Source organism: Putridiphycobacter roseus (genome assembly GCF_003234935.1).
GTDB classification, from domain to species: domain Bacteria; phylum Bacteroidota; class Bacteroidia; order Flavobacteriales_D; family Crocinitomicaceae; genus Putridiphycobacter; species Putridiphycobacter roseus.
The window spans coordinates 42,236-64,606 of sequence record NZ_QKSB01000014.1 but is presented as its reverse complement, the minus strand read 5'-3'; the positions used below and the strand labels follow the sequence as shown (position 1 = coordinate 64,606).

Here is a 22,371-nt window from a genome sequence, read left to right as displayed (position 1 = left end):
CAATAATTTTGTATTTTTAAATCTAGTACACATTATTGTTGCTCTATTTAAAAACAAAACCTAAATGGCTAAAGTGATTATTGATATACCTGAAGTTGAATTAGCATTATACAATCAACTCATTAGCGAGAATACGCAAATAGAAAGAAAAGGAAAAACCATGCCTTATACTGCTATTAATGGACACATGTTTTCTTTTTTAGATAAAACAGGTACCATGGCGTTAAGACTTTCTGAAAAGGATAGAACACTTTTTATCGATACCTTTAACACCCAGTTAATGACACAGCATGGTCGTGTAATGAAAGACTTTGTCGAAATCCCCAACACCCTTTTAAAAGAGGGCAAAAAACTAGCCATATATCTCCAAAAAAGTGCTGATTATACTGCTAGTTTAAAACCAAAGCCGAGTAAAAAATAACCCAGACTTAAAAACTAAAACTTGCAACATTAATTTAAATAATCGCCTATGCAATTCCATTCTTTACTGACCATTATTTGTCTTGGCTTACTAAGTTGCAATCAGGACCAAGCCGCCTCAACTGAAAAAACGATTGCATTGGTTCCTTTAGTAGAAGAAACTATAGAAGCCGAAACAATAGAGGAAGCATTTATGGCATATCCACTCGATTTTGAGACGGCAACACCTACAGCCGTAAAAATAGTTAGGCTAGGCTTGACACATGAAGCAGAGTCACCTGCCAACTTAGAAAAAATGAGCTGGTTAGGTTTATACCAATTAGACAGTGTTACCGCAATATTAAAACAAGTCAGTCCTATAAAAAGTATTGTTTTTGATGCCGTGGTGGACGAAGACAGTACGGAAAAAACAGGCGTCCAAATCGACCTAGCGGAAAGCGAAGGATTATTAGCCATCATGCACGGACCAGATTATTTAAAAACGGCTAGTTTAACTACACCATATATGGCAAAGCGTGAAATAATGGTTGGAGAAAAGCAACGTTTTGAATTTGAAGGTAAGACCTATGAATTGCGCGCTGAAGGAAAACAAGACTCCTTAATAGCAGGTTGGGATGGTACAACGCATTATAAACTATACCTAGCCGAAATACTGGACGGAAAGACCATGCATACCACACTATTAGTCTCTACTTTATTTTTTCAGGAAGCAGGTATACGAATATTATTTATGGGAGACTTGGACAATGATCAAAAGTTAGACTTATTGATAGAAACGTCAAACAAGTATTCCTACGCTGCCCCAGCTATTTACCTATCTAGTTTTGCAGCAAGAAATGAATTAGTAAAAATGGCAGGTTTAAGTATTTTTACGAGTTGTTAAACCAAAGACCAAGTCCCCCAAAAAAGTAAGGACATATATTTCTAGGTACAGCTTGTTCTTTCCAAGTTGGGAATGATTATATTAGAACCACCAAGCAATAATTAATTTATAGCTGGTATAAATCCCTTACTTGATTATCTAAAAAAATGACATACGATTACATTATAATAGGCAGTGGTTTTGGTGGCTCGGTCAGCGCATTAAGATTATCTCAAAAAGGCTATAAAGTACTTGTAGTTGAAAAAGGAAAATGGTACCAAGCCAAAGATTTTCCTAAAACCAACTGGAATTTCAGAAAGTGGCTATGGATTCCAAGACTGCGGTTTTTTGGTATCATGAAACTATCGATATTCAAACATGTCGCTATACTTTCTGGAACAGGGGTTGGTGGTGGCTCATTAGTGTATGCCAATACCCTACCCATTCCCAAAGCAGCATTTTTTAAAACAGGTAGTTGGGGTAATCTTGGGGACTGGGAAAAGGATTTAGCCCCTTACTATCAAACAGCTTTAAAAATGTTAGGCGCCAACAAAAACCCCAAATTATTTGATGGAGATATTGGGCTTCAAAAGGTAGCCGAAACTTTAAAGTTAGGCGATAAATTTGATGCAACCAAGGTGGCAGTTTATTTTGGGGAAGCAAACATTACTAAACCCGACCCTTATTTTAATGGAGAAGGACCAGAAAGAACAGGTTGCAACTTTTGTGGGGCTTGTATGACTGGTTGTCGAAATAATTCAAAAAACACCTTAGATAAAAATTACTTGTATTTGGCCCAAAAGTATGGTGCCAAAATAATAGCCGAACAAGAAGTCTATGCTGTTAAACCAATAGCAGCTGAAAATGGTGAAAAAGGGTATGAAGTCGCTATTAAATCGAGTACTGGTATTTGGAAGAAAAAACAAAAAATCAGGAGTAAAAACGTTATATTTTCGGGAGGAGTTTTAGGCACAGTCAAACTTTTACTTAAGTTAAAAACAAGTTCATTACCCTTATTGTCTGACAGATTAGGAGAAGACATTAGAACTAACAATGAAACCTTGGTCTCGGTATCAAGTCTTGACAAAGACAAAAATTATTCAAAAGGTGTGGCCATTGGCAGTATTTTAGATACCGATAAAAATAGTCACTTAGAAATTGTACGTTATGCCGAGGGATCAAACGCTTGGAAATTATTGCACCTCCCCTATGTCACCGGTAAAAATGTATTGGTTCGTCTAGGAAAAATTTGTCTTGCCCTATTTCGTTCACCAATTAAATACTTTAAAATATATTTTGTCAACAGTTGGGCAAAAAAAACAGTGGTCCTTTTATTTATGCAAACTTTAGATAGTACATTAAAATTTAAGCGTAATATTTTTGGTGGCATGGGGTCAACAGTAAGTTCAGGTAAAAAGCCAACACCATTTATAAAAGAATCGGTACAATTGGTCAAAGCCTACAGTAAAGCAATTAATGGAGTAAGTACCTCCTTTGCATTAGAGACCTTGGCAGGCATTCCATCCACAGCACATGTTTTGGGAGGTGCGGTAATGGGAGCAGATAGAGAACAAGGCGTAATAGATAAAAACAATAAAGTATTTGGTTACCCGAATTTATACGTTATTGATGGGGCAATGATCTCTGCTAATCCAGGCGTAAATCCATCCTTATCCATCACAGCGATTGCCGAGCATGCTATGGACCAAATACCCTATAAAAGTAGCTTAAGTTGATGCCTATAACTTTTATTAAAATCGCTTTTATAATTAGGTAATAAAGAGGAATTAGCACATTAAATAAACTTTATTTTTATCTTTGAACCGCGCGTTAAATATTAAAGGAACTGATATACTTGTCTCCTACCAAACAACTAATGTAACCCTATGATTGCTGCTTATTTTCAAAACTTACTTCCTTTCACAGCAACTGAATTAAAAGATATTTTGGCGCATTTTGAAAAAGAGCATATTAAAAAGAATCAAATTTTAATTAGGGAAGGGCATGTAAGTAACAAGTTATATTTTGTTGAAAAGGGAATTGGGAGAAGTTATTACCTGAAGAAAGATGGCAAAGAAGTCACCCAATGGTTTTTTGGAGCCGGTAATTTTATGGCAAGTGCCGATAGTTTTTTTCAACAAACCCCGAGTTTTTATTACTTAGAAGTAATAGAAGACAGCATTGTTTATACCATTACCAAAGAAAACTTAGAATTATTAATTACGAAGTATCGAAAAATGGAGACTGCCATCCGTTTATTAACCATTGAAATTCTTTCAAAGTTTGTCCATAAACTAAACGCCATTCAATTTCAAACTGCGCGAGAGCGTTATGATTACATGCTGACTGAATTCCCGGACATTTCTTACCGTGCCCCTTTGGGACAGATTGCTTCCTATTTAGGAATGACCCAAGAAACATTAAGTAGGTTAAGGAGATCGGAACTTTCTTAAAATCAATTTTTTTCACTTTTTGATTTAGGTCAAAGGATTGGTGTAAATACATGCGCAACTTTGCATTGTAATTTAAAACCAATCAAAATGCACTTACTCCGTTCAAGACTCGGCATACTTATCATGGCCATTGCTTGCTTTATTAATTTCCATTCAAACGCCCAACAGCTCGACCCAATTCTGCAAGATTTAATTCAGAAAGGCCTGTCTAAAAACCATCAAGTTAAGCGTTATCAATTAGATGCAGACCTTGCAAATACGGATGAAAAAATGGCCAAAGCCGTTTACCTTCCCAAGGTGACTTTAAATGGCAGTTACACCCGACTGAATGATGACATCACTTTTGATGAAAACACCCAAAACCTTTTAATGTCCACCCAGAAACTACTCATCAAAGAAGCGATTGGTATTCCCTTTAACACCCCATTACCTGCAGGTGTACCATTAACAGAAGCACAAAACCTTCAAAATAAAAACATTTTAAAATCATCCGTCGATTTAAACTGGGTATTGTTTAGTGGATTTGCGGTTAAGAATGGCGTTAAAGCCAGTCAACACAAAGCAGCTTCCATGAACTATTTAAGTTTAGCGGAACAAGATAAGGTAGCCTTAAAAATCATAGAGACCTATGACCAACTTGCCTTGGTTTATGCTTCTAAATCGGCACTAACCACCACAGAAGATTATTTAAAAGAGCAAACAAAATTTGTCACCAAAGCCATTGAAAATGGTTTAGCTACCCCAATAGACTTAAAGAAAATTGAACTAGCACAATTACAAATGGCGGGTAAATTTTTGGCTTTCGAACAAAACAAAACCTTGTTAGTAGAAGTACTCCATCAGCTAACAGGTGAAAAGAAAGAAACTTTGGCTTTACTTCACCCTAAGTTAGATTTAATTGGAAACGACACCATATCCAACACGGAAAAAAGAAATGAAATAAAAGCTTTAGAAGAAGTAGACCAAGCCTTACAGTTTAAATCGAAAATGGTAAAAAGTAATTTTATTCCTAAAGTGGCACTTCAGGGCCATTATGAGTTTATAGAAAAAGATTTATCCTTATTAGATCCGATTTGGTATGTAGGAGTTGGCGCAAAATGGAATGTATTTGACGGCAATCAAACACGTTTAACCAATAAAAAAGTACAAATTGAGAGTGATAAATATAAAGACCAAATAACAGAAGCTACAGAAATGGTTGATCTTAGTATTATCAAATCAGAATTAGACTACAAGGCAGCAATTCAAAATGCACAAATTGTACACAAAGAAATTGAACTTGCTGAAGAGACCTATTTAATGAGTCGGGAGCAATACAAAAATAATTTAATCCCCATTAACGTCGTACTAGACGCATTAAAAGATTTGGAACAAGCCAATTTCAAATTACAAAACTCCCTTTTTCAACAACGTAGAGCCGTTACTGCACTTTTACATGCAAAAGGTATCTTAAAATATTAATCTAAATAATTAGCATCAAAAAATGAAATCACAAAAAATAATAATCATTGGTTTAACCGCCTTGACCCTTTTTCAATCTTGTACCGACCAAAATATAATTACCGACCAAAGAGGTAAAGTCAAATTTGAAACCATTGCAGTAACCAGTAAATTAGCTGGGCGGGTACACACCCTATATGTAAGTGAAGGACAAACCGTTTCAAAAGGCGACACGCTAGCTTTTATTGACATCCCGGAAGTGAATGCCAAAATGATGCAAGCAGAAGGAGCCATCACTGCTGCGGCAGGGCAATTAAAAATGGCCTATTCAGGTGCGACAACCGATCAGCTGGCACAAATAGACGGGAAAGTACAAGCAGCAGACGCGCAATTAATATTTGCACAAGAAAGTTACAACCGTTTAAATGCCATGTATAAAGACTCTTTAATTAGTCTGCAACAATTAGAAGAAGTAAAAATGAAAAGAGAAATGGCCAGTGCACAAGTCAAAGCACTCAACGCGAAGCGTACCGAAGTTAGTAAAAGCGCGAGAGGGGAACAATTAGCGCAAGCACAAGGACTATTAGATAGAGCACTTGGCGCCAAAGCAGAAGTGATGACAGCAGCGAATGAAAAATACTTAATTGCACCTGCCGACATGACAATCGAAACTATAAGTCTGCAAGAAGGAGAACTTTTAACTCCTGGCTATGCCTTATTCAACGGGTACAAAAAAAACACCGTCTATTTTAGATTTACCATCCCGGAATCAAAAATCTACAATTTTAAGGTCGGACAAACTTTAACCATTGAAAACCCATATATCACCCAAGAGACTACTGGAAAAATAGTAGCCATCAAACAATTGGCACATTATGCAGACATTACAAGCACATCCCCACTCTATGATTTATCGGAATCTATTTATGAATTAAAAATTATTCCTACAAGTCCAGTAGAAGAGCAATCCTTTTATTTGAATGCTACCGTATTATTAAAACTTTAAACCATGAAAAAATACCTAAGCTTAATTCGTATTGAATTTAAACGCATTTTTTCGAATAGGGTATTGTTGGCCATATTTTTTGGCGCCCCAATTCTATACGGTATATTATTTGGCTATGTATATCAGCAAGCCAAAGTCACGGACCTTCCAATCGTTATTATTGATCAAGACCAAAGTCCAATCACTGGAAAAATAGTGGATGCATTTGAAGACAATGAAACCGTTAAAGTACATGATGTAAGATTTTCACCAGGTAATTTATTGGAAGAAATGCCCTTTGAACAATATGCTGCAGTAATTACTATTCCCAGCAATTTTGAAGCCGATATTCTACAAAAAAGACATCCCGAAATAAGGGTAGATTTAAACATGGCGAACATGGTAAATGCGAATACGGCGAGTAAAGGCATCCAGTCGGTATTAATGACCTTGAATGCAGGTTTTGAAATTGAAGGATTAAAAAAGAAAGGACTTCATCCATTGGCAGCAAAAAACAGTTACGAGAGTTTTAAAATTAACTTTAATAAATTGTTTAATTCCAGTGGAAATTATGTCACCTTTATGTTACCCGGTTTATTGGCCGCCATTATGCAGCAAATTATTTTCTTGGCCTTGGCTTTGGTTTTTGCACGTGATTTTGAAGATGGTTATTTTAAAACCTTGGTCAAGGAAAGTAAGTTTTCATTGTACCATATCGCCTTAAAATCATTGCCATTTATAATAATGATTCCATTCATGTGGGCAGTGGTCGGCTCTTTTATACCATTTTTCAAAATTGATATTGACATATTCAATCTTCCCATGTTGACTTTAGTTGCACTTTTAACCATTGCTTCCATGTGTATTGGCATGTTGTTTTCCATTGCAATTCCAAGTCAATTAAAGGCCACTGAATTGTTGATGGTAATCTCCACACCTGCTTTTGTATTGAGTGGTTTTACTTGGCCGACTTCTACTTTTCCGTCCCCAATCACCGCTGTTGCCGAATACATTCCACTGACTCAATTTTTAAGTGGTTTCCGAAAGATTGCCTTTTACGGCGGAGATTTATCGTCCATACAAAAAGAAGTGAGCATACTGTCAATTATTATAGGAATTACGTTTGTAGCCATGGTTGTATTACTTCAACTTAAAATTCACCGCACACGCAAAAAACAAGCAAAATTAGCTTAATTAAAATGGGATTTACGCATTAAAAATGAAATAGAAAAGCAGTTGATAAAATACCACCCTTTGACCCAAAACAAGACAAAGATGACCAATAAAAGCAACCGGCTATAGAATGATGCGTTAATGGAGTAAGTATGAGATTCTATAGCCTGTTTTTATTCCTTTTTTTATTCCAGGAGCCTTCATGTGCCCAAAAGCTTGTTGAAAAAAGTGATTATTTATCCCTTCAAACCGGATGTATGGTTGACCGTTATAATTCTTTGGGTGTTAAAATATTTTTTGAATATAAAAAAGACTTGGAGAAAAACTGGCAATATGGCATTGCTTATGAACACTCGAGGCACGCTTTTTTTTCGCAAGTGACGCCGGTTATCAAGTCCCCAGTAATACCAGTCAGTTAAGTTTAAATGGGTATTACAAATTAAACCTGATAAAAAACAGTTTGTTTTGGACCGCAGGATTCGGTGTTGGTGTCCTGCATGTTTTTTGGGATGAAATCAATAAATTTGGCCCCACCGTAAATGCCAGTCTGACTTTAAATTTTAGAATCAGTAAGAGAATATACATTGAAACTGCGCCATTATTCGTTATTCTACCAATCAATCGAATTTATTATTCCCCTATTAAAACCAATGACATCAATCACTTCTATGCTGTTTCAGCTATTCCCATTGGACTTAAGGTAAAATTATAAAGAATATTGCTTAATTTTAAGACCTATGAATTCAATTAAAAAATTACATCAGGTCATGTTAGCAGCCTTATTTTTCGGCTTATTTTCATGTGCAACTATTCCCGAAGGAGCGAAAGCAGTTGCAGGATTTGAAAAAGAAAAATATTTAGGAAAATGGTACGAAATTGCCAGAATGGATTTCAAATTTGAAAAAAACTTAAACAATACTACAGCTACTTATTCTGTAGGAGAAGGCAATAAAATTAAGGTCGACAATCAAGGATACAATACTGTCAAAAAGGAATGGACCCAAGCCATAGGTAAAGCAAAGTTTGTGGAATCTGAAAATATCGCCAAATTGAAAGTTTCTTTTTTCGGACCGTTTTATGCGGGCTATAACGTATTGGCCATTGATAAAGATTATCAGTATGCCTTGGTTGCGGGTAAAAACTTAGACTATTTATGGATACTATCGCGCAAAACCAGTATTCCGGCTGAAATCAAAACCTCTTATCTGGCTTTGGCCGAAAAAATCGGTTATCAGACTGCGGATTTAATTTGGGTAAAGCAGGACAAAACGAAATAAAAAATCATGCAATGGTGAAATTTTATACCAGGCTTCCTCAAAGTTTGAAATCATATTTTGAGGAAGAATTAAACGATTACAAACACATGTTAGCACAAGGACAATTAAAAAGTGCTTGGAACCATTTAGAGCGGGCACATATCATTGGACAGCGTTACCCTTTTGCACATTCATTCATCCATTGGAAAATGCTTGGTTTTGGATTTAAAATTAAGAATAGAAAAGAAATTCTCGGTCAAATTCCGAGACTGGTATTTGGGGGTGTTAAATCATTTGTAGGTAAAGTACCTGTCGGCAATCCGGGAGGTGCTAATGTTCCGCCCTTAAAATCATTTCCCATTGATAAAGAACTACAAGCGGTATTTATTAAAGCGGGAATTCAGCTACAATAAAAAAATAATCAAGTTGAAAAAATTAGCTCAAGTATATGCGCAAAAGCCAAAACAATTATTTTTAGTGGATGGGTTTGGCGCCTTAATATCTGCCTTTTGTTTAGGGGGACTGCTCCCTATGTTTGAAGTTCAGTTGGGCATTCCACACTACATGTTGATCTCCTTGGCCATTTTCCCTTGCCTATTTGCTGCCTTCGATTTTTTTTGTTATTTCAGTAGAACAAGTCAAGCTACGAACTGTCTTAACATCATTGCCACAGTCAATATTATTTATGCTGCCTTATCGCTTGGACTAACCATCTATCATTTTGGTACCATGCACCTACTCGGCATTACTTACTTTGCTATTGAAGTAATAATTGTACTGGTAATCGGTATTTTAGAATTTAAAACCATTAAAATACTGGTCGACAAAAATAACCACAGCCTAACTTGATCTATCATGAACTATCACCATAAAAAATTTAAAGTGATTCACAACTCCGAAAACGGTATCGTGGATGAAGAGATGATTTTTCACTATGTTCAAATTGGAAATATACTCACTTGTGATTATAGCGGGGCAAATATTCGCAAAGGACAGTTAATTGGACTTGTAGATGAAAATGGCTGCATCAATATGCGCTATCAACAAATAAATATAGCAGACGAACGCATGACCGGTACTTGTTTTTCCACGCCTGAAAAATGGCGCAATGGCAAAATAAGATTGCATGAAAAATGGCAATGGACTTCGGGGGAACAAACAGCCGGAACTTCGATTTTAGAAGAAACTTAAAAATTGTTATTTTCATCACATTCATTCCCCCTTCTTTCCTTTTAAAATATTAATTTTGGGCTTCGAGTACAAATAATTTTCTAAGAATAAACAGACAACAAAGACAAATGAAAGATTTAAAAAACAAAAAAGCGATCATTACAGGTGGTGGTAGAGGATTGGGAAAAGCAACAGCCATTGCATTTGCAAAAGAAGGAATTGACGTAGCCATAACAGGAAGAAATGAAACGGTATTGAAGGAAACGGTTGCCGAATTAGAAGCACTTGGGGTAAAGGCCATGTATGCTACATTTGATGTCAGTGATTACGAAGCGGTAAAACCAGCCATTAAAAGTTTAGTAGAAAAATTAGGCGGTATCGACATATTAGTCAACAATGCTGGAATTGCTGCATTTGGCACATTCAACGACATGGAAGTAAGTCAATGGTCGCAAATCATTCAGACCAACGTGATGGGCATGTATTATGTTACCAAGGAAGTTTTACCCTTTTTAATTGCACAAAACGAAGGAGAAATCATCAATGTTTCTTCAACAGCAGGCTTGAATGGTAATGCAAGTACATCTGCCTATTCTGCATCTAAATTTGCCGTAATAGGCATGTCTGAGTCTTTGATGAAAGAGGTAAGAAAAAACAACATTAGAGTTTGTACATTAACACCGAGTACAATCGCTTCTGATATGTCCATTGAATTAGGAATTGCGAGCAAAGATTCAGAAGACAGTGTTTTACAACCTTCTGATTTTGCTGAATTGGTATTGGCGGGATTAAAATTACCAAAAAGAGCCATGTTAGCAAAGGCTTCTTTATGGTCGACTAACCCATAATAGGTTCAAAATAAATATTGAAAAGGAAATTTTATTCATTTAAAATTTCCTTTTTTTTGTGCTCCTTTTTTTAAAAGTCCTATATTGAACAGTGGACAAGTAACCAACGACAGATGAAATCGATATTAATAATTTTAGGACTCACACTTTTTATTTTTAATGCCGAGGCACAAGCGGTTTACACGGCTAAAAAGGGTCCCCGATTTATGCCAGGACATTACCATGTAGTCATTCATGTGGACAGTGAAATGGTGCGGTATGAATTGTTTAATCATTGGTACAACCAAGCCTATGCGCAGTATCGAGACCTTACCATTCCCATGGACAGTTTAGCTGCTTTTAATGCAAAAAACGACAGTCTTCAAATCGTACTACAACCTGATCAAGTCAAACTTGTGGACCGCAGATACAAATTAAAAAAGCGGGTGAAGCAAACCGCATTATGTTCTGAAGCGCCTGAGATGCGAAAAATTTCCTATGCCAACACCATAGCGAATAAAAGTGATGATATAAAAATTTACAATTTATACAATTACGAAGACCTCAAACTTCCCTTGGGGGAATTTAAAACTTTAGTCGATAAAAATTATACTGAATTATTAAAGCCACAAGGCTAGTTTAAAATCCCTTAAAAAATAATCCACATGGCCATTCATTCTACCTTAGTCCAAAAAGCAACTTTTAACGAAAGCATCAAGACCTATATTTTATGGTTAGTCGCTTTTTTTCTGGCCATTACTATTGTGGGCATCCCCTTGCTCCTTATTTGGTTTTTAGGTCTTGGACAATACATCAGTAAAAGGTATTACGAAAATTTATCTTGTCAATTAACCGACCGACACCTTGAATTTAAAAAAGGTGTTTTATTTAAAGTAGAAAAAACCATTCCCTTGGAAAACATTCAAGACTTGACCTTTTTAGAGAATCCTATATTGAATTACTTGGATTTAAAAATACTAAAAATAGAAACGGCTGGACACAGCAACCCGCAAGGCAGTGACATGAAACTCATTGGCATTGTTAACTCGGTTGACTTTAAAGAAAAAGTATTGAACCAAAGAGAGTTGCTAAAAACTGCGGCACCATCCAATTCAAACCAAGCCTTTGGCGATAATGATCAAATTGTAGGATTATTGACTGATATCAAAGCGATTTTGAATGCAATCAAGGACAAATGAAAAAGATAACTTTTTACTTTTTATGCTTTTCATGCATAGCTTGTACCGATAAATCATTAAATAACATCACAAACCTGTCGTTAAACACTTTTTTAAATGAAGACAGTTTGGCCATGCTTGCTTTTTACGCTGAAAATAAAAGCAACGAATTACCTAGCAGAAACATAGGAACTGTGGGAAATGGAAAATTAGAAAATGCCAGTCTCATGCCTTTTTATGGCAGCAACTTCAATTATTTTGACCAGGATAGTTATTTAGCAAAAAGGGCTTTTACCAGCAAGATTGTAAAAACTATTATTTTAAATACTTATGATGATCTAAAACTAACTGTTCCCAATAGAAAGTTTTTCTTGATGGAATTATCCAATATTCATGGAGGGGAAATGTCGCCACACCGCACCCATCAAAATGGACTTAGTGTGGACTTTATGATGCCTAAAACAAAAAACGGAATCGCAAATTATGAATTGGATACCTTGGGCAAAGACCATTACTTTTTAACTTTCAATGATGATGGAACATACCATGATGATAAAAGCATTAAAATTGATTTTGACCTCATAGCCAAACACATTTTATGCTTGCATGAAAATGCAAAAAAGGTGGGCTATAAAATTGCTAAAGTGATTATTAAAACCGAATACAAAAATGCCTTATTCAATACGCCAAACGGAAAACTATTAAAACAAAGTGATATTTATGTGGTTAAAAACTTGAGTCCAATAGTAAATGCTATACACGACGATCATTTTCATGTAGATTTTGAAAAAAAATAATGGAACCACAATTATGAGTACAATCAAATACATTCCCATTGAAACCGAGCGTCTAACTTTAAGAAAAGCGACAGAAAGCGATTGGGAAATCATTTCCTATTTGCGATCAGACAAAGTGGTGAATCAATTTGTAAAGCGAAAGTCAGCCGAAACCAAGGACCTTGTACTGGAGTTTTTGGCGAGAATTGACCAGGGTATAAAAGCAGAAACCTTATATTATTGGGCGATTACTGCAAAACCAGATCCGACTATGATTGGTAGTATAAGTCTCTGGAATTTTTCAACAGATGGAAAAAAAGCGGAAGTCGGCTACGATTTAAGTCCTGCGTTTCACAAAAAAGGCATCATGGCAGAAGCTTTGAAACGGGTGATTAAATTTGGATTTGACACCTTAAAATTTGAAGTGATTGAAGCCTATACCCAAAGCAATAATAAAAACTCCATCCAATTATTAACCAAGCAAGGTTTTGAATTATTGCCTGATAAAAAGGATGAAGACAATTTAATGAACCTAGTTTTTGAGATCAAAAAGTCTGAATAAATTTTAATATTTATTCACATTATTAAAATTTTAAGAATAAAAAGTTCTTCTAATCCTACACAAATCTCAAATTTTATTATCTTTATTATTATCAAATAATTGAAACATGGGAAAAGGACAAGACGCAAAAAAAAGCGTTAAAAAAGAACCGTTAAAGACGGCTAAAGAAAAAAAAGCAGAAAAAAAATTAAAGAAATCAAAAAGTAATTAATTTCATTTAACCACATTAGCTGGGTAGTTTCTAACGAAACTACCCAGACTAAAACCCACATTATCAACACTACTCCCCCACTTCACATCATTTCTCGATCTTGAACCCCTATCGCTTTTGGATGCGATTTTACACCAGGAAATCTTAAAAAATATTAATTTCTTTTTAAATTACTTGGAATAATCATTCCAATATAGTTATATTTGCAGGGTGAATAAAAAAGAAACCATATTAGCTGCAGCATTAACTTTGTTAACCGATACTGGCGTACACAACACCCCAATGTCTGCCATAGCAAAAGCAGCGGGGACAGGTATGGGGACCATTTACAATTACTTTCCGAACAAAGAAATATTGATCAACGAAATATATGTAAACATCAAAGCCGAGGAAAAAACAATTTTTCAAGTCTTTGACGAAAACGTACCAATTCAGACCCAGTTTGAAGACTATTTTAAAGCCATCATTACCTTTTTTATTGCAAACCGGGTCTACTTTAAGTTTATGGAACAATTGCAGGCCTCTCCCATCATCACACAAGAGAGTCGCGATTTAGGTGGCGAATCGGTAGCTTCTACCCGCAGATTATTATTAAAGGGACAGCAAGACAGGATCATTAAAGCCATAGATATCAACGAAATTATGGTTTTTATTGGAGGTGCGATCATGTCTTATTTAAGGTGGTATTTTAATCAAGAAAAGCCCAATAAAAAAGCATTAACCAATCAAATCACCATGGTTTGGGACGCCATTAAAGCTTAAAAAAATTTAAAACAAAATTGGAATGAACATTCACTCCAGTATAATAATAAACAAATAGCATCATGAAAAAAAATGTATTGATTACCGGAACCTCTTCAGGAGTTGGATTAGAAAGCGCTGTTTTATTTGCTAAAAATGGCTTTAAAGTTTACGCGACCATGCGGAATTTGAAAAAGGCTACCGCTTTATCCGAAAGAATAGTCCATGAAAAACTAGACATAGAAATCATGCAATTGGATGTGTCAGACAATGCATCTATTCAAAAGACGGTGCAAGCCATTATCGCAGCAGAAGGAAAAATTGATATCCTGCTCAACAATGCGGGTGCAGGCTTTGCAAAAACACTAGAACAAGCCACGCAAGCAGAAATTGATTGGGTAACAGATGTCAACTATACGGGTGTGGTTAGAACAACCAAAGCGGTATTGCCATATATGCGTGAAGCAAGGTCGGGACACATTATCAATGTCACTTCAGTTGGTGGATTAGTTGGTCAACCTTTTAACGAATTGTATTGCGCCGCCAAGTTTGCGGTGGAAGGATTTACCGAAGCCATGGCTTCTTATATATCGAAACCATTTAACATCCATTTCTCCATGGTTGAACCTGGCGGAATTACAACAGAATTTATGAACAGTGCGGTTGCTAAAACAGCGGATGAAAAAGGTACAATGGCGACTGGTGAATATGCCCCAATTTTTGAAAAATATATGGCAAGTTCACAAAATAGATCCAAAAATACAGAAGTCTCCACCTTCCAAACCAGCAGTGAAGTGGCTGCAGTGATTATGGATGTGGTACATGCTGAAAATCCGCCATTACGCGTACGCACTTCTGAATGGGCAGAAAACTTATGTCGTTTAAAAACGGAAGCAGATCCAGACGGCACTAAATTAGTGAATGCAGTAGCAACTTATTTCTTAAATTAAAAAGACGTGAAAAAAGTATTAAAAATTACCGGAATTATATTGTTAATTCCCTTGACTGTGGGTCTCATTATCTTTTTCTTTTTCCCTGGAATACTGATTAATCAAACCAATGCCAGTTATGCTAGAGCTGCAAACCTGGAACAGAAAACCTTGATGGTAGACGGCTACAATGTCCATTATTATGAAAATGCTGCAAGTGAAAAGCCCGTTTTAGTGATGCTACACGGTATGGGTGACGATAAGAGCAGTTTCCTACAAACGGCAGCATACTTAAGCAATCATTTTCGTTTAATATTACCTGATTTGGCTGGACACGGAGACAATGAAAAGAAGCTGGGGCTTGATTACTCCATTGGTGGACAAGCAACTTTTCTAAAATCATTCTTAAAAGCAAAAGGAATGGAACACTTTAGTTTGATTGGCAACTCTATGGGCGGACACACAGCTGCCGCCTATGCCATCAAATACAAGCAAGATGTTGACCATTTAATACTCTTAAATGCGCCCGGCATAGTTTTAGATGAGCACGTTGTTTACACCGGGTTTGGTGAAAAAATTAAAAATAAAGCGGAATTAAAAACGGTTTTAAACCGTGTGTTTTACCAAGCACCTGATCTGCCTGGACCGATTGCAAATTATATGATTGAACAGGTGAACAACAGTAAAGAATTTGTGGACGGCACTTTAATTCCAGCCATTAAAAACGGACCATATTTCAATTTAAAGGAAGAGGTGGTAAATATATCCTCTCCAACACTCGTACTTTGGGGTAAACACGACGAAGTGGTGAAATTTAATGTAGCAGAATTCTACAGAGATCACATTCCGAATGCTACCTTACAACTATTAGACAAAGCGGCACATTCTCCTCAATTGGAAGTCCCACAAGAAGTGGCTGAAGCTGTGGTCAATTTTGTGTTGAAATAACCATAATAAAAATACTTTTTTATGTTTCACGCATTGCATCAATTTTTAAAAACGGAGCGGGCCTTATACCTCTACGCAGGTATCATAGGCCTGCTCTCTTTATCCGCCGGGAGTATACTTTATATTTTCCAAGGCCCGCAGTATTTCGCCCTGGGCTTAATATTCATTGGTTTGTTAGAAGTGTTGGTCATGTTTCCATCCTATTTCCGATATCCCATAAAAATAAAACAAAAGCAAGATTTGCTTCAAAAAGAAGCGGCTGCCTTTGTTAAGTCTGAAATAAACATATCCCATCAAGCCATTCAAACCTTTGTCCTGCTAAAAAGAATCTATGGCTCGCTTTTCCTCGTCTTTAGCATATCCCTCCTATTATTTAACATGAGTTCTTGGTTAAGCGGTCTATTGTTTGCCTTATGCATTCATTTAGCATTCGCCATTGGCATAGATTACTTTGGGGAAAAATTTACCAAAATATACCTATCTGCTTTGACAAAACAGCCAACCTAAAAAAGAATAGCTTTATTTGTATTTACCTATCTATACAGTCACCCATCCTCTAGAACTATTAAAACTCAGGTCGACTTTATGTCCCCCATTATAAATGCGGTAAGTAAATGTTTATTGCATTAGGCGAACCAGAAAAAGACAAGCTTTGCCATGGTTATTTTAGCTGTCCCGTATTTTTGTTTAACGATTTTTTAAATTAATTAAACAAAACAAGACTTGTTCGGAGACTTTTTTTGTACTTTAGCTTTTCATTTACATTATGAAAGTACTACTAACAGGTTCCACGGGATATATTGGCAAGCGATTATTACCTATTTTAATTGAAATGGGTCACGAAGTCGTTTGTTGCGTCAGAGATCCAAAAAGGTTTGACGTATCGGCATCCATCAAGGATAAAATACAAGTTATTACGGTAGATTTATTAGACGAAGCCTCTTTGGCAGCTATTCCAAAAGATATTGACGCTGCCTATTATTTAGTACATTCCATGTCCACTTCGGAGGACTATAAATCATTAGAAGAAAAATCTGCCATCCATTTTAGAAATGCACTTAAAAACACCCAAGTCCAGCAGGTTATTTATTTGAGTGGTATTGTAAATGAAGATAAACTATCCAAGCACTTAGACTCTAGGAAAAATGTTGAAATTGAATTGGGAAAAGGCGCGTATAACTTCACCACTTTACGTGCTGGAATAATTATTGGTTCAGGATCTGCCTCCTTTGAAATAATTAGAGATTTGGTAGAGAAACTACCTGTGATGATTACGCCAAAATGGCTAGACACCAAATGTCAACCGATTGGAATTTCGGACGTATTGGCTTTTCTATCCAAATCATTATTCCAACCAAAAACGTATAATAAAAACTACGACATAGGCGGACCAGATATTTTATCTTATAAAGAGATGCTTTTAAATTTTGCCGAAGAAAGAAATCTAAAACGGAAAATTTGGGTAGTACCAGTCATGACACCAAAACTATCTTCCTATTGGTTATATTTTGTCACCTCCACCTCTTATAAATTAGCAAAATCACTAGTCAACAGCATGAAGATTGAGGTAATTTGTAGAGACAATAGCATTAATGAAATCTTAGGTGTTACCCCTATTTCCTATCGAGAAGCCATTCAAAAAGCTTTCCTTAAAATAGAGAGTAATGAGATTCTTTCCAGTTGGAAAGATGCTTATTCGAGCAGTGGTTTAAGTTTTAATATTTCCGATTTTATCCATGTCCCTTCTTTTGGTTGCTTTACTGACAAAAGGTCGAAAACCATAGAAAACAGAGAAGCTACCATTGAAAAAATATGGCGAATTGGTGGAAACACTGGTTGGTATTATGGCAATTGGTTATGGAGCTTAAGAGGCATTATGGATAAAATGGCAGGGGGAGTTGGCTTAAGAAGAGGACGTACCAGTGACATTGCGATACATGTGGGCGACACCATTGATTTTTGGCGTGTATTATATGCCAATAAAGAAGAAGGAAGACTGCTTTTATTTGCAGAAATGAAATTACCTGGAGAAGCTTGGTTAGAATTTAAAATAGTAGACAATAAACTAGAACAATCCGCCACATTTCGACCATTAGGTCTCGGTGGAAGATTATATTGGTATGCTGTTTTTCCATTCCATGGATTTATTTTTAACGGCATGTTGAAAAGTTTAGCGAAACAAAAAAAATAAGGGGGAAAACTTCCAAACCTATGGTTGGATAGCACCTCGCTTTTTCATTTAACGTACTGGAGCAGCAAGCGGATTTAGGCATGTTTAATTTTCGGAACCGTTTCCCATTAAATAGTATTCCTAACCATAGGAAAGCGAGTGTTAGGATGAATAAAAAAATTCACCAAACCACAATACTTATTTTACTAAAGAATTATATTTGTTTATCCGTTTATAAAGGCACAGCTATTTTGTGCAGTACATATGGCTGAAAAAAACAAATATGAATTTAAACAACGCCTACGAAAGCAACGAATTAATAGACCGTTTACCCAAACACCTCAAACAATTCATCAAGCCACAAAATTACACCGACTATTCTCCTATTAACCAGGCAGTATGGCGTTATGTCATGAGAAAAAACGTGAAATACTTGGCAGAAGTAGCGCACCCCTCTTATGTGAAGGGCTTAAATAAAACAGGAATTGGTACGGAAGAAATTCCTAGTCTCTATGGCATGAATCGAATATTGAAAGAAATTGGGTGGGCTGCAGTAGCGGTAGATGGTTTTATACCACCAAATGCCTTCATGGAATTTCAAGCCAACAAAGTACTGGTGATTGCATCCGACATTCGCCAATTAGAAAATATTGAATACACCCCTTCTCCAGACATTATTCACGAAGCGGCTGGACATGCGCCCATCATTGCTAATCCCGACTATTCAGAGTTCTTAAGACGTTTGGGCGATATTGGTTCCAAGGCCATACTATCTCAACACGATATTGATTTATACGAGGCAGTAAGAAAGTTATCCATCTTAAAAGAAGCAGAAAGTTCTACCCAAGTTGAAATTGAAATGGCTTCAAAAGCGGTGGAAGAATTACAACTGAAAAAAGTAGCCTTTTCTGAAATGGCTAAAATAAGAAACTTACAATGGTGGAGTGTGGAATATGGCTTGATAGGTGATATGGACGCCCCAAAAATATATGGTGCTGGTCTACTCTCTTCCATTGGGGAAAGTAAATCTTGTATGACAGCTGCCGTAAAAAAAATTCCCTTTTCTATCCAAGTAACGGAACAAGATTTTGACATCACCAGTCCACAACCTCTTTTATATGTCACCCCTGATTTTTCCTATTTAATGGAGGTTTTAGAACAATTTGCAAATAGTTTAAGTTTAAGAAAAGGTGGCGTTAAAGGACTTCAACAACTCATAGCCTCTCAAATGGTGGGCACCATAGAATTAAATACAGGCTTACAGATTTCAGGTAAATTTACCCAAAGTATTGTAAATGATGACAAGGAGGTGATTTTCTTTAAAACGGAAGGTCCCACCGCTTTGGCATATCGTGAAAAAGAATTAATTGGACATGGCATTGAATATCACCAAGAAGGTTTTAGTTCTCCTTTAGGGAAATTAAAAAACATCAACCTTGCCATTGAAGACATGGGACCATTTGATTTAAAAGCATACAATTTTTATGACAATGAATGGTTATCCTTCGAATTTGAAAGCGGGATAAAAGTAAAAGGATTAAACATTACTGGAATTAGAAATATTCGTGGTAAACTCATGCTGATTCAATTGACAGAATGTACCGTTACCAATGGAGACCAAATACTATTTAAACCAGAATACGGGACTTTTGATATGGCCATAGGTAGTGATATTATTTCGGCATATGCTGGCGCTGCCGATCATGATTCCTTTCCAAATTTATATGCGGCATCTAAAATGCAGACTATCCAACCTGTTAAATCGGCTACCCAATTAAAAATAGAAGACCAGTATGCAAAAGTCAGACAAATAAGAAATGAAAGCCGGACAGAAACTAAACAGATAGCCCAAATATTTGAATTAGTTGCACAAGACTTCCCCCAAGAATGGTTGTTGCAATTAGAATTATTAGAATTGGCAAATGACAAAGACTTAAAAAAGAAAATACGTAACTCCCTTACGGCAATTACTGCACAAAAACCAGGACTTACCCAGCTGATTATGGAAGGAATGGCATTATTGGAAGTAAATGCTTAATTTAACAACTATGAAAATAATACTCTTACTGCTATTTTCCCAACTTTACCTATTTAGTTTCACCCAACAAAGGGTTTACGACGAAGCACCTCATGGCTATTCCTCTGACTTTACCGCCTTCAACAAATACATTGGATTTGATTTTACAAGTCTCGTTGAACAGACCTTTATGCAACAGGATACAAGCAGTATTGGCGTTTTTATGGAAGACACATTGTTAAAAAAGGATTTACTTTCTTTTTATAAAAAAGTACAAGGAGTACCTGCCCATTCCAATTGGAGAATACATGGGCATTATAATGCATCATTTGGAGACATTTCAGGGAGTTATGATGATTTTACCAAACAATGCCCAGAAAGGATTTATAAAAACAAATTAATTATTTACCAAATAGAACCAGGTATAAATACTTGGATGCATATTGATTATGCTTTCGAAATGGAGAATAACGCTATTATTATCAAGGCTTTTAGCGCTAAATATCTTTACAACAACTTCGGTGACGCGCCAAGTAAACTTGCATTTAACCAAAGTTATCCAAGCGGGTTCGATCGATTTAACGAGATGAGCAGTCAAATTTTTAAACCCAGTACTAAATACCAAAGTACTATCGATTATCGTTTGAAAAGTTTAGCCGAATTCGAAAGGCGGAGAGATACAACACTTGGATCATTAGCTGACATGAATCAAACATTTTTTTACGAAAGCATGCAATCCAATCTCTCCTTTTTTTATGGCAGAGAATGTGGCAGACTATCCTGGATGGCCTTAGAAAGTAAAAATTATGAAGCAGCCCTAAACATGGCAAAAAAGGGATTAAATTATGACCCCGAACAGGAGTGGATTAAAACCAATTTGGCTTTAGCTTATTTGTTGAATGATTCCTATGATGAAGCCATAAAAATATATGATCAATTAAGTGATAAACTATATGTTTTATATCAAAAAGTCTATCTCGAAATATTTATAGAAGACATTGAAAGTTTACAGAAAAAAAGCATACAGCATGACAATTTGGACAAAGCCTTGTTGTACTTGAAAGGAAAACAAAAATAATTTACGACATTCCTGTGCTCCAGTAGCCGGTAGAAAAGTCACTCCAAGATTAAATCATATTTTAATTTAACTAAAAATTAAAGCAAGTAACCGTATGGCCACTCCTCAAAAATCAGCGACAAAAGCAAGATTACACCCTAGAAATAAGAACCGCGACCGATATGACTTGAAGGCATTGATAAAAGCCGTGCCTGAGCTAAAAAATTACTTGACGACCAATAAAACAGGAGAACCTTCGATTGACTTTGCCATTCCGGCCGCCGTTAAATGTTTGAATAAGGCTTTGCTTAACCATTATTATGGCATTAAAAATTGGGACTTCCCTGTCCAAAACTTGTGTCCCCCCATTCCTGGTCGTGCCGACTATTTACATTATTTGGCCGACTTATTGGGCAGCGGCAACAAGGGAAAAGTTCCCAAAGGAGCGCAAATTGTAGGGCTTGATATCGGAACTGGGGCTACTTGCATCTATCCCATACTCGGGCAAAGTATCTATGGATGGAAATTCATAGGGGCTGACATTGATCCAAAATCCATTGCTTCGGCAAAAAAAATTATAGCTGCCAATCTTCCATTAATTGGTAAAATTGAATGTCGACTACAAAAAAATCCGAAGGCTATTTTTAAGGGCTTACTCAAAAAAGAAGAGCGCATCACTTTTACCATGTGCAATCCCCCATTCCACGCTTCCTTGGCAGCTGCTCAAAAAGGCAGTCGAAGAAAAGTGCTTAACCTAAAAGGAAAAAAAATGCCTAGCCCTACCCTCAACTTTGCAGGCAATACCAATGAGTTAATCACCCCTGGTGGAGAATTACAATTCATTAAAAGTATGGTGACCGAAAGTGCCCAATTTGCTCAAAATTGCAAATGGTTCACCACTTTGGTCTCTAAACAAGAAAACCTGAAGGCCATATACCAAGCCCTAGAAAACGTGAAAGCAAAAAAAGTTAAAACCATTCCCATGGGGACTGGCAATAAAATCACCCGCATTGTCGCTTGGGCTTTTTAATCCATAAAATCATCATTAATTTAACTTTTGTAAAAAGCTGGTATTCATATATTTTATTATATTTGAATTATAATCAACGGAATACAGTAATGGAATAAAAGCCATTAGTGGTTTATATTCGCGTGTTAGGTTTCATACCCAACATGTAAAGAGTTTAAAACCGCAT

25 protein-coding genes are annotated in these 22,371 nt (G+C 36.2%); all 25 read left to right on the top strand.

Translation table 11 applies throughout. The features are described 5' to 3' along the window. Positions 1-64 precede the first annotated feature (64 nt). Positions 65-421 (top strand): hypothetical protein, encoded by a 357-nt coding sequence (locus DNU06_RS15700; RefSeq protein ID WP_111064451.1) that lies wholly within the window; start codon positions 65-67, stop codon positions 419-421. A 48-nt stretch (positions 422-469) separates the two neighbouring features. Continuing rightward, positions 470-1,303, top strand: coding sequence for a hypothetical protein (locus DNU06_RS15695; protein ID WP_111064450.1), 834 nt, complete (start codon positions 470-472; stop codon positions 1,301-1,303). A gap of 146 nt (positions 1,304-1,449) precedes the next feature. Then, positions 1,450-3,018 carry a GMC oxidoreductase gene (locus DNU06_RS15690; protein WP_111064449.1) on the top strand — a complete coding sequence of 523 codons (1,569 nt, stop codon included), beginning with the start codon at positions 1,450-1,452 and terminating at the stop codon, positions 3,016-3,018. A gap of 150 nt (positions 3,019-3,168) precedes the next feature. After that, positions 3,169-3,735, top strand: coding sequence for a Crp/Fnr family transcriptional regulator (locus DNU06_RS15685; protein ID WP_111064448.1), 567 nt, complete (start codon positions 3,169-3,171; stop codon positions 3,733-3,735). An 87-nt stretch (positions 3,736-3,822) separates the two neighbouring features. Further along, positions 3,823-5,196: a TolC family protein gene (locus tag DNU06_RS15680; RefSeq protein WP_111064447.1), complete on the top strand. Its 1,374-nt coding sequence runs from the start codon at positions 3,823-3,825 to the stop codon at positions 5,194-5,196. 22 nt (positions 5,197-5,218) lie between these two features. Further along, positions 5,219-6,181: an HlyD family secretion protein gene (locus DNU06_RS15675; RefSeq protein ID WP_111064446.1), complete on the top strand. Its 963-nt coding sequence runs from the start codon at positions 5,219-5,221 to the stop codon at positions 6,179-6,181. Positions 6,182-6,184: 3 nt separating this feature from the next. Further along, positions 6,185-7,354 (top strand): ABC transporter permease, encoded by a 1,170-nt coding sequence (locus DNU06_RS15670; protein WP_111064445.1) that lies wholly within the window; start codon positions 6,185-6,187, stop codon positions 7,352-7,354. Positions 7,355-7,793: 439 nt separating this feature from the next. Further along, complete coding sequence (locus tag DNU06_RS15665; RefSeq protein ID WP_111064444.1) at positions 7,794-8,045, top strand: hypothetical protein; 252 nt, start codon at positions 7,794-7,796, stop codon at positions 8,043-8,045. Between the two features lie 25 nt (positions 8,046-8,070). Next, positions 8,071-8,610: a lipocalin family protein gene (locus DNU06_RS15660; protein ID WP_111064443.1), complete on the top strand. Its 540-nt coding sequence runs from the start codon at positions 8,071-8,073 to the stop codon at positions 8,608-8,610. A gap of 14 nt (positions 8,611-8,624) precedes the next feature. After that, positions 8,625-9,002 carry a DUF3703 domain-containing protein gene (locus DNU06_RS15655; protein ID WP_111064461.1) on the top strand — a complete coding sequence of 126 codons (378 nt, stop codon included), beginning with the start codon at positions 8,625-8,627 and terminating at the stop codon, positions 9,000-9,002. Between the two features lie 13 nt (positions 9,003-9,015). Beyond that, positions 9,016-9,438, top strand: coding sequence for a hypothetical protein (locus DNU06_RS15650; protein ID WP_111064442.1), 423 nt, complete (start codon positions 9,016-9,018; stop codon positions 9,436-9,438). 6 nt (positions 9,439-9,444) lie between these two features. Beyond that, positions 9,445-9,780 (top strand): n-acetylglutamate synthase, encoded by a 336-nt coding sequence (locus DNU06_RS15645; RefSeq protein ID WP_199399035.1) that lies wholly within the window; start codon positions 9,445-9,447, stop codon positions 9,778-9,780. Positions 9,781-9,887: 107 nt separating this feature from the next. Further along, complete coding sequence (locus tag DNU06_RS15640; protein WP_111064440.1) at positions 9,888-10,607, top strand: 3-ketoacyl-ACP reductase; 720 nt, start codon at positions 9,888-9,890, stop codon at positions 10,605-10,607. A 113-nt stretch (positions 10,608-10,720) separates the two neighbouring features. Then, complete coding sequence (locus tag DNU06_RS15635) at positions 10,721-11,224, top strand: hypothetical protein (RefSeq protein WP_111064439.1); 504 nt, start codon at positions 10,721-10,723, stop codon at positions 11,222-11,224. Positions 11,225-11,251: 27 nt separating this feature from the next. Continuing rightward, on the top strand, positions 11,252-11,785 hold the full coding sequence (locus DNU06_RS15630; RefSeq protein WP_111064438.1) for a PH domain-containing protein: 534 nt from the start codon (positions 11,252-11,254) through the stop codon (positions 11,783-11,785). Next, complete coding sequence (locus tag DNU06_RS15625) at positions 11,782-12,561, top strand: penicillin-insensitive murein endopeptidase (protein ID WP_111064437.1); 780 nt, start codon at positions 11,782-11,784, stop codon at positions 12,559-12,561. The genes DNU06_RS15630 and DNU06_RS15625 overlap by 4 nt, the downstream gene beginning before the upstream one ends. A gap of 13 nt (positions 12,562-12,574) precedes the next feature. Further along, positions 12,575-13,102, top strand: coding sequence for a GNAT family N-acetyltransferase (locus DNU06_RS15620; protein WP_111064460.1), 528 nt, complete (start codon positions 12,575-12,577; stop codon positions 13,100-13,102). Between the two features lie 421 nt (positions 13,103-13,523). Beyond that, positions 13,524-14,075: a TetR/AcrR family transcriptional regulator gene (locus DNU06_RS18130; RefSeq protein WP_111064436.1), complete on the top strand. Its 552-nt coding sequence runs from the start codon at positions 13,524-13,526 to the stop codon at positions 14,073-14,075. A 62-nt stretch (positions 14,076-14,137) separates the two neighbouring features. Continuing rightward, positions 14,138-15,004 (top strand): SDR family oxidoreductase, encoded by an 867-nt coding sequence (locus DNU06_RS15610; RefSeq protein ID WP_111064435.1) that lies wholly within the window; start codon positions 14,138-14,140, stop codon positions 15,002-15,004. Between the two features lie 6 nt (positions 15,005-15,010). Then, a complete protein-coding gene (locus DNU06_RS15605) occupies positions 15,011-15,931 on the top strand; it encodes an alpha/beta fold hydrolase (RefSeq protein ID WP_111064434.1) in 921 nt (306 codons plus the stop codon). A 21-nt stretch (positions 15,932-15,952) separates the two neighbouring features. Beyond that, positions 15,953-16,438: a hypothetical protein gene (locus DNU06_RS15600; RefSeq protein ID WP_111064433.1), complete on the top strand. Its 486-nt coding sequence runs from the start codon at positions 15,953-15,955 to the stop codon at positions 16,436-16,438. Positions 16,439-16,697: 259 nt separating this feature from the next. Then, positions 16,698-18,122 carry an SDR family oxidoreductase gene (locus tag DNU06_RS15595; RefSeq protein WP_111064432.1) on the top strand — a complete coding sequence of 475 codons (1,425 nt, stop codon included), beginning with the start codon at positions 16,698-16,700 and terminating at the stop codon, positions 18,120-18,122. Between the two features lie 262 nt (positions 18,123-18,384). Continuing rightward, entirely contained in the window at positions 18,385-20,139 is a 1,755-nt protein-coding gene (locus DNU06_RS15590; protein WP_111064431.1) for an aromatic amino acid hydroxylase, read from the top strand. A 10-nt stretch (positions 20,140-20,149) separates the two neighbouring features. Then, on the top strand, positions 20,150-21,196 hold the full coding sequence (locus DNU06_RS15585; protein ID WP_158526924.1) for a tetratricopeptide repeat protein: 1,047 nt from the start codon (positions 20,150-20,152) through the stop codon (positions 21,194-21,196). 94 nt (positions 21,197-21,290) lie between these two features. Then, the gene (gene rlmF / locus DNU06_RS15580) at positions 21,291-22,205 is read left to right on the top strand and encodes a 23S rRNA (adenine(1618)-N(6))-methyltransferase RlmF (RefSeq protein ID WP_111064429.1); all 915 of its coding nucleotides are present in this window, start codon (positions 21,291-21,293) and stop codon (positions 22,203-22,205) included. The last annotated feature ends 166 nt before the right edge of the window (positions 22,206-22,371 follow it).